This window comes from Mycobacterium sp. (genome assembly GCF_035314665.1).
In the GTDB taxonomy this organism is placed as follows: domain Bacteria; phylum Actinomycetota; class Actinomycetes; order Mycobacteriales; family Mycobacteriaceae; genus Mycobacterium.
The window spans coordinates 1-6,652 of record NZ_DATFZD010000352.1; the positions used below are offsets into that span (position 1 = coordinate 1).

Annotated in this window: 5 protein-coding genes; 4 read left to right on the top strand and 1 reads right to left on the bottom strand. The window is 66.3% G+C overall.

The window, feature by feature from the left end; genetic code table 11:
- A partial coding sequence (locus VKI00_RS24240; RefSeq protein WP_324442035.1) for an FAD-binding oxidoreductase occupies positions 1-561 on the bottom strand: 561 nt, incomplete at its 3' end.
- 77 nt (positions 562-638) lie between these two features.
- On the opposite strand from VKI00_RS24240, the gene VKI00_RS24245 reads away from it, so the two are divergent.
- From VKI00_RS24245 to VKI00_RS24260, 4 genes are all read left to right on the top strand, one after another.
- Positions 639-1,985 carry an adenylate/guanylate cyclase domain-containing protein gene (locus tag VKI00_RS24245; RefSeq protein ID WP_324442037.1) on the top strand — a complete coding sequence of 449 codons (1,347 nt, stop codon included), beginning with the start codon at positions 639-641 and terminating at the stop codon, positions 1,983-1,985.
- A gap of 238 nt (positions 1,986-2,223) precedes the next feature.
- A complete protein-coding gene (locus tag VKI00_RS24250) occupies positions 2,224-3,717 on the top strand; it encodes an arylsulfatase (protein ID WP_324442039.1) in 1,494 nt (497 codons plus the stop codon).
- A 9-nt stretch (positions 3,718-3,726) separates the two neighbouring features.
- Positions 3,727-4,647: an HAD family hydrolase gene (locus VKI00_RS24255; protein WP_324442041.1), complete on the top strand. Its 921-nt coding sequence runs from the start codon at positions 3,727-3,729 to the stop codon at positions 4,645-4,647.
- 134 nt (positions 4,648-4,781) lie between these two features.
- The coding region (locus VKI00_RS24260; RefSeq protein ID WP_324442043.1) for a GMC family oxidoreductase N-terminal domain-containing protein at positions 4,782-6,652 on the top strand (1,871 nt) is incomplete at its 3' end.

Here is a 6,652-nt window from a genome sequence, read left to right on the forward strand (position 1 = left end):
GCCCGTAGACACCTTGGCGATCTTGCCGCCGGTTCGGATGATCTCGCCGGTCGGCAGCACCGCCTGCAACCCGAGCACGTTATGGCGGGCTATCCCATACTTGACCGCGCGCATCCCGCCGGCGTTGGTTCCGACGTTGCCACCGACGCTGGAGGACAGCTCGCCCGGTTGAACCATGTAGCTCAGCCCGGCATCAGCGGTCGCGGCGTCCAGCTCGGTCAGGGTCACACCCGGCTGCACGACGGCTACCTGGTTGGTCGTATCGACCTCCAGCACCGCGTTCATCCGCTCGAAGGAGATCACCAGCCCGCCTTCCCGCGGAATCGCCGCGCCCGACAAGCCGGTCCCGGACCCGCGGGCCGTCACCGGCACGCCATCGTCCGAGGCGGCCTTCAGCAGCTGCGAAACCTCTTCTGCACATGCGGGTTTGGCGACGTACGCGGGCTTCTGCGGCGCCGTCGTCAACACTTCGTCGTGGAAATAGTCCTCGGGGATTGCGTCGCCAGTCAGCAAGTTCTGCTCGCCGACGATTTCGGCAAACCGCGCCGTCATGTCGCTCATCGAAGGCCTCACCTTCTATCGCTGCACAGCGACTCACTTTATCCCCGCCCCCGCCCGACCGGTGGCATGCTCGTTGCATGGCGGCCGTGCCCCAAACCGTCTACGCGCGAGATGGTGATACTCATCTCGCGTATCAGATCGTCGCTGACGGTGGGTCAGATCTCCTGTTCGTCCCCACCGCCACGTTCCCAATCGACTTGTTGTGGGACGAGCCCACCATCGCCCGCCACCTCCGCCGGCTGTCGTCGTTCAGCCGTCTGATCATGACCGACCTGCTCGGGATGGGAAGCTCAGACGCGGTGCCGATCCAGAACCTTCCGGCGATGCAGGCGTGGACCGACGGGCTCGTCGCGGTGCTCGACGCCGCGGGGAGCGAGTGTGCGTGCGTCTTCGCGACGGGGGAGTCGGCTCTTCCGGCCATGCTGCTGGCGGCAACCCATCCGCAGCGCGTGCGCTCGCTGGTGCTCTGGAGCCCATTCGCGCGCTTTCTCCGAGCCGACGATTACCCGTGCGGAATGCCCGAGCCGACCTTCACCCGGTATGTCGACGCCTTCGGCGACACCGTCGGGACCGGTGGCGTCGTGGATATCTTGGCCCCGAGTTGGGCCGGCGATGCCGGGAAGCGGCGATGGTGGGCCCGCGGCGAGCGCCTGGCCGGCGGCCCCGGCTACTTCAAGGCCATCTTCGACCTCTACCTGCGCACCGACGTCCGGCCCGCGCTCGACAGCATCCAAGCGCCAACGCTTTTGCTGCACCGCCACGGTGATCACCATGTGACCCGCGGCCACGCCCGCTATCTCGCCGATCGCATCCCGAACGCGCGATTGGTGGAATTCGACGGGGACGACAACGTGTGGTTTGCCGGCGACTCCGACCGAGTGCTCGACGAGATTGAATCGTTCGTCACCGGTTCACGCGCCGCCAGGCCGACGAACCGTGTGTTGTCGACCGTGTTGTTCACCGACATCGTCGGATCCACCGAACGCGCCGAGGCTCTTGGAGATGAGGCCTGGACGGCCGCCCTCGACGTGCACAACGAGGTCGTGGCGAGCCATGTGGGCAGCGCGCGGGGAGACGTCATCAAGTTCACCGGCGACGGCGCGCTCGCAACCTTCGACGGGCCGGCGCGTGCGATCACCTGCGCGTGCGCGATCCGCGACGCTGTGCAAGACCTCGGCCTCGACATCCGCGCCGGCCTGCACACTGGCGAGGTCGAGATGATCGACCACGACGTGCATGGGATCGCGGTACATATCGCCGCGCGCATCATGGCGCTCGCCGGGCCCGGCGAGGTACTGGTGTCGGGCGCGATCCCGCCGCTGGTCCTCGGATCGAGGATCGCCTTCGATGACCGTGGCAGCCACGAACTCAAGGGTGTGCGCGACCGCTGGCCGGTCCTGGCGGTGCGCGACGCGCGCGGTTAAGGGTGGTCACCACATCGCCTGACGGGTTTCGGTTTCGGGATGGCCCTCCGGCGGGGCGGTTCGGCGCTGCGGCCAAATATTCGAGAGCATTTCACGAATCAGCCGTCTGCGGGATCACAGAACGTCCGTGGCGGCGGCGGAAACGGGAGCTAGGATCCCTGTCGGGGCCTGGTACGCGCCAGTGTCGGCTGGCGCCCGGGTGCGAGGCATCGGGGCTTCGACCGCGAAAGGCTAACCAGTGAGCAATAAACCGAATGTCCTGATCCTCTGGGGCGACGACATCGGTCAGAGCAACCTCAGTTGCTACAGCAACGGGCTGATGGGATACCGGACCCCCAACATCGACCGCGTCGCCGCCGAAGGGGTGCTGTTCACCGACTATTACGCGGAGCAGAGCTGCACCGCCGGACGGGCGGCGTTCATCACTGGCCAGAACCCGTACCGCACCGGCCTGACCAAGGTGGGCCTGCCCGGGGCGCCGCTGGGCCTGCAGGCACAGGACCCGACCATCGCGACGGCGCTCAAGACGCAGGGTTACGCCACTGGCCAGTTCGGCAAGAATCACCTCGGCGACCGCGACGAGCATCTGCCCACCATGCACGGCTTCGACGAGTTCTTCGGCAACCTGTATCACCTCAACGCCGAAGAGGAACCCGAACAACCGGACTACCCAAAGGATCCGGAGTTCCGCAAGAAGTTCGGACCCCGCGGTGTGCTGCACACCTGGGCCAACGGTGACGGCACCCAGCGCATCGAGGACACCGGCCCGCTGACCAAGAAGCGGATGGAAACCTGCGACGGCGAATTTCGAGACGCCGCAGTCGATTTCATCAAGCGTCAGCACGAAGCCGAAACTCCGTTCTTCGTGTGGTTCAACACCACGCACATGCATTTCCGCACCCACACCCAGCCCGAAAGCGTGGGCCGCGCCGGGCGCTGGCAATCGCGGTACCACGACACGATGTTGGATCACGACGACACGGTCGGCAGCATGCTGGATCTGCTCGACGAGCTGGGCATCGCCGAGAACACCATCGTCATGTACTCCACCGACAACGGTCCCCACATGAACAGCTGGCCCGACGCCGGCATGACCCCGTTCCGCAACGAGAAGAACTCCAACTGGGAGGGCGCCTACCGCGTCCCGGCGCTGGTGCGCTGGCCGGGGCACATCCCGGCCGGGTCGGTGTTGAACGGCATCGTCAGCCATGCTGATTGGTTCGTCACGCTGTTGTCGGCGGCGGGTGTGCCCGACATCGCCGAGCGGCTGCGAGCGGGCACAGACCTCAACGGCACGACCTACAAGGTGCACCTCGACGGGCACGACCAGTTGGCGTACATCACCGGCGAGACCGACGAGAGCCCGCGCAAGCACTTCTTCTATGTTTCCGACGACGGCGACCTCACCGCACTGCGGTTCGACAACTGGAAGTTCGTGTTCCTCGAGCAGCGCTGCGTGGGCACCCTGCAGATCTGGGCGGAGCCATACGTTGAACTGCGCGTGCCCAAGCTGTTCAACCTGCGCACCGATCCCTACGAGCGGGCCGACATCACATCGAACACTTACTACGACTGGATGATAGACCGCATCTTCTTGTTCGTTCCGGCTCAGGCTTACGTCGCGAAGATGCTGGAGACGTTGATCGAGTTCCCGCAGCGACAGAAATCTGCAAGCTTCAACATGCAGCAGGTGATGGCCAAGTTGCAGGACGCCACTGCCCGCAGCAGCTGAGCGACTGCGATGGATCGCAACGATCCGCTCCCGTCCTGGCGCCGCGGCAGCACCCGGGACGCGCTGGAGGCGTTCCTGGCCGCGGCCGAGGAGGTGCCGGTCGCCGACCGGGTCGCCTATTTCGACAACGACGGCACGCTGTGGTGTGAGCGGCCGAGCTATGTACAGCTCGACTTCTTCCTCGACGCGCTGCGCAAACACGTGGCGCAGGACCCGTCGATCGGTGAGCGCGCCGAGTTCGCCGCCCTGCTCAGCGGTGATCGGGCGGCGGTCGCGGGGATCGGGCTGGAACGCATCGCGCTCGCACTCGCCGGTCTGTTCGAGGGCATGACGCCGCAGGAGTTCACCTCCGCGGCAAGGGAATTCATGGCCAGAGCAGCGCATCCGACGCTGGACCGGCCGACGCGCTCGGTGACCTACCTGCCGATGTCAGAACTCATCGCCGAGCTGCGGCGCCGTGACTTCACGGTCGGGATCGTCACCGGGGGCGGCACCGAGTTCGTCCGGGCGATCAGCGACGACCTCTACGGTGTGCCGGCCGAGTTGGTGGTGGGCACGCTCATCGGCTACGACGTCAGCCGTGACGGCGAAGGCCCACCGGTCATCCGGCGCACCAGCGACCTGCTCGGCGTCGCGAACGAGGGCAGCGCCAAAGTCGCCAACATCCAGACCATGCTGGGCCGCCGGCCGATCCTGGCTGCCGGCAACTCCGGGGGTGACCGGGAGATGCTCGAATGGGCGCAGGCCGCCGGCTCTCCCAGCCTTGCCCAGCTGATCGACCACGACGACGCCGAGCGCGAATTTCATTACACCAGTACGGCACAGACGTTCGCCGAGACCGAGCCGATCACCGACGTCAGGGCACGCCTGGGATGGACAGTGGTGAGCATGGCCCGTGACTGGGACGTCGTATTTCCGACGGTTTCTTGATCAGATTTTTGTTCGCGCGGCCTCGACTGCGCCTCATCCGAGGCGCAGTCTTAGTGTGACGGCCATCACAGTCGACTCGCTGGGCGGTGCAATCCAACCGCCCTGCACCCGACCGACTACGAAAGGTCACCTCCATGGGCCTCGAATTCAACCCTCTCCAGCGCGAAACCCTAACCGCGATCGTCGACACCTTCGTCGCGGCGGTTCCGCGCGATGACGACCCAACGGGGTTCTACGCCGCCAAGGGCAGTGACATCGGCGCCGACGTCGCCGCTGAGCAGTATCTCGTCGCCCGCTTGCCCGAGGAGCAACTCGCCGGCCTGCTTCAACTGATCGATGCCGCAGGCCTCGTCGGGTTGAAGAATCAACCTCAGGCCGACCGGGAGGCGATCATCGCCAACCTCGCGGGCATCTCGCCCGAGAGCGCGCGAGCGGTAGCCGCGCTGTATCAGCTTTCGGTGATCTTCGCCTACAGCCTGCCCGGCCCAGAGGGCGGCAATCCCTTGTGGGCCGGCATGGGATATCCGGGCATGGTCCAGGCCCCGCCGCAAACGCCCAAGACACTTGACGTCATCACCCCGTCCGGCGAGACGACGCTGGAGGCGGATGTGGTGGTGGTCGGCTCCGGCAGCGGCGGTGGGGTGGCCGCCGCGGTGCTGGCGCAGGCCGGCAAGCGGGTCATCATCCTGGAGGCAGGCGGTTATTTCAACGAGTCCGACTTCGTCCAGCTGGAACCGCTGGCGTATCAGAACCTTTTCTTGCGCGGCGGGTTCTTCCCCTCCGCCGACGGCATGGTCAGCATCGCCGCCGGGAGCACCGTGGGCGGCGGCAGCACCGTCAACTGGTCCAACTCGTTGCTGACCCCGGCCACCGTCCGCCGCAGCTGGGCCGCAGACGGACTGACCGACGTCGACACCCCGGCGTTCGACGAACACCTGCAGGCGGTGTTCGATCGCATCCACTGCAACGACAAGGTGGCCACCCAGAACGCCCCCCACCAGCGGTTGGCCACGGGCGCGGCCAAGCTCGGATATTCCTACCGCGTCGCCATGCTCAACATTGACCCGGACAGATACGATCCGAACCTGATCGGGTGGAGCGGGATGGGCGATCAGACCGGCGCCAAACAGGGCACCATGCGCACCTATCTGCAGGACGCGTCGGACGCCGGAGCGAAGCTGTTGCCCAACACCCGCGCCGACCGGATCCGCACCGAGAACGGCAAGGCCGTCGGGGTCGAGGCGACATACACCGACCCACAGACGCAGCAGAACTCCCGCGTCGTCATTCGGGCCTCCGCCGTCGTGGCCGCCGCCGGCGCCCTGGAAACCCCTGCGCTTCTCCTCCGGTCGGGCATCGGTGGTCCCGCCGTCGGCGCCGAACTGCGACTGCATCCCGCCAGCCTCGTCACCGGCATCTATGACGAACCCCAGGACCCGTGGTACGGCCCCGCGATGGCCGGCATCGTGAACGAGTTCGCCGAGGTGAATGACTGCCACGGCTACATCGTCGAATGCGTGCAGCACCTGCCTGGTCTGTTCACCACGGTCGTACCCTGGCTCAGCGGCGCGCAGCACAAGGAGCTCACCCGCAAATATCGGTACCGAGCCGACTGGGTGTTCATCGTCAAGGACCGCGGTGCCGGAACGGTCACCATCGACGACAACGGTGAGTCCGCACACTGGTACCCGTTCACCGACGAGCTCGATCGGCGTCATTTCCGCGAGGCCGCGGTGACGTCGATCCGCATGCAGGAGGCCGCGGGTGCGCAACAGATCTTCCTCGCGGGCCAGCCTTTTGCGCCGTGGCAGCGCGGCGAGGACCTCGAGGCGTTCATCGAGAAGGTCAACCAGGTCCCGATCGGCCCCGGTGGCACGCCGGTGTTCAGTGCCCACCAGATGTGCAGCGCAAAGCTGGGCAGCGACCCGCAGACGTGCGTCGCGAAACCCAATGGCGAGCTGCACGACACGACCGGGGTCTGGATCGCTGACGCCAGCGGGATGCC

What these genes read in the sequence shown, in the direction of transcription:
- VKI00_RS24245 (WP_324442037.1), top strand. Translation starts at nt 639, where the DNA reads ATGGCGGCCGTGCCCCAAACCGTCTACGCGCGAGATGGTGATACTCAT.
- VKI00_RS24255 (WP_324442041.1), top strand. Translation starts at nt 3,727, where the DNA reads ATGGATCGCAACGATCCGCTCCCGTCCTGGCGCCGCGGCAGCACCCGG.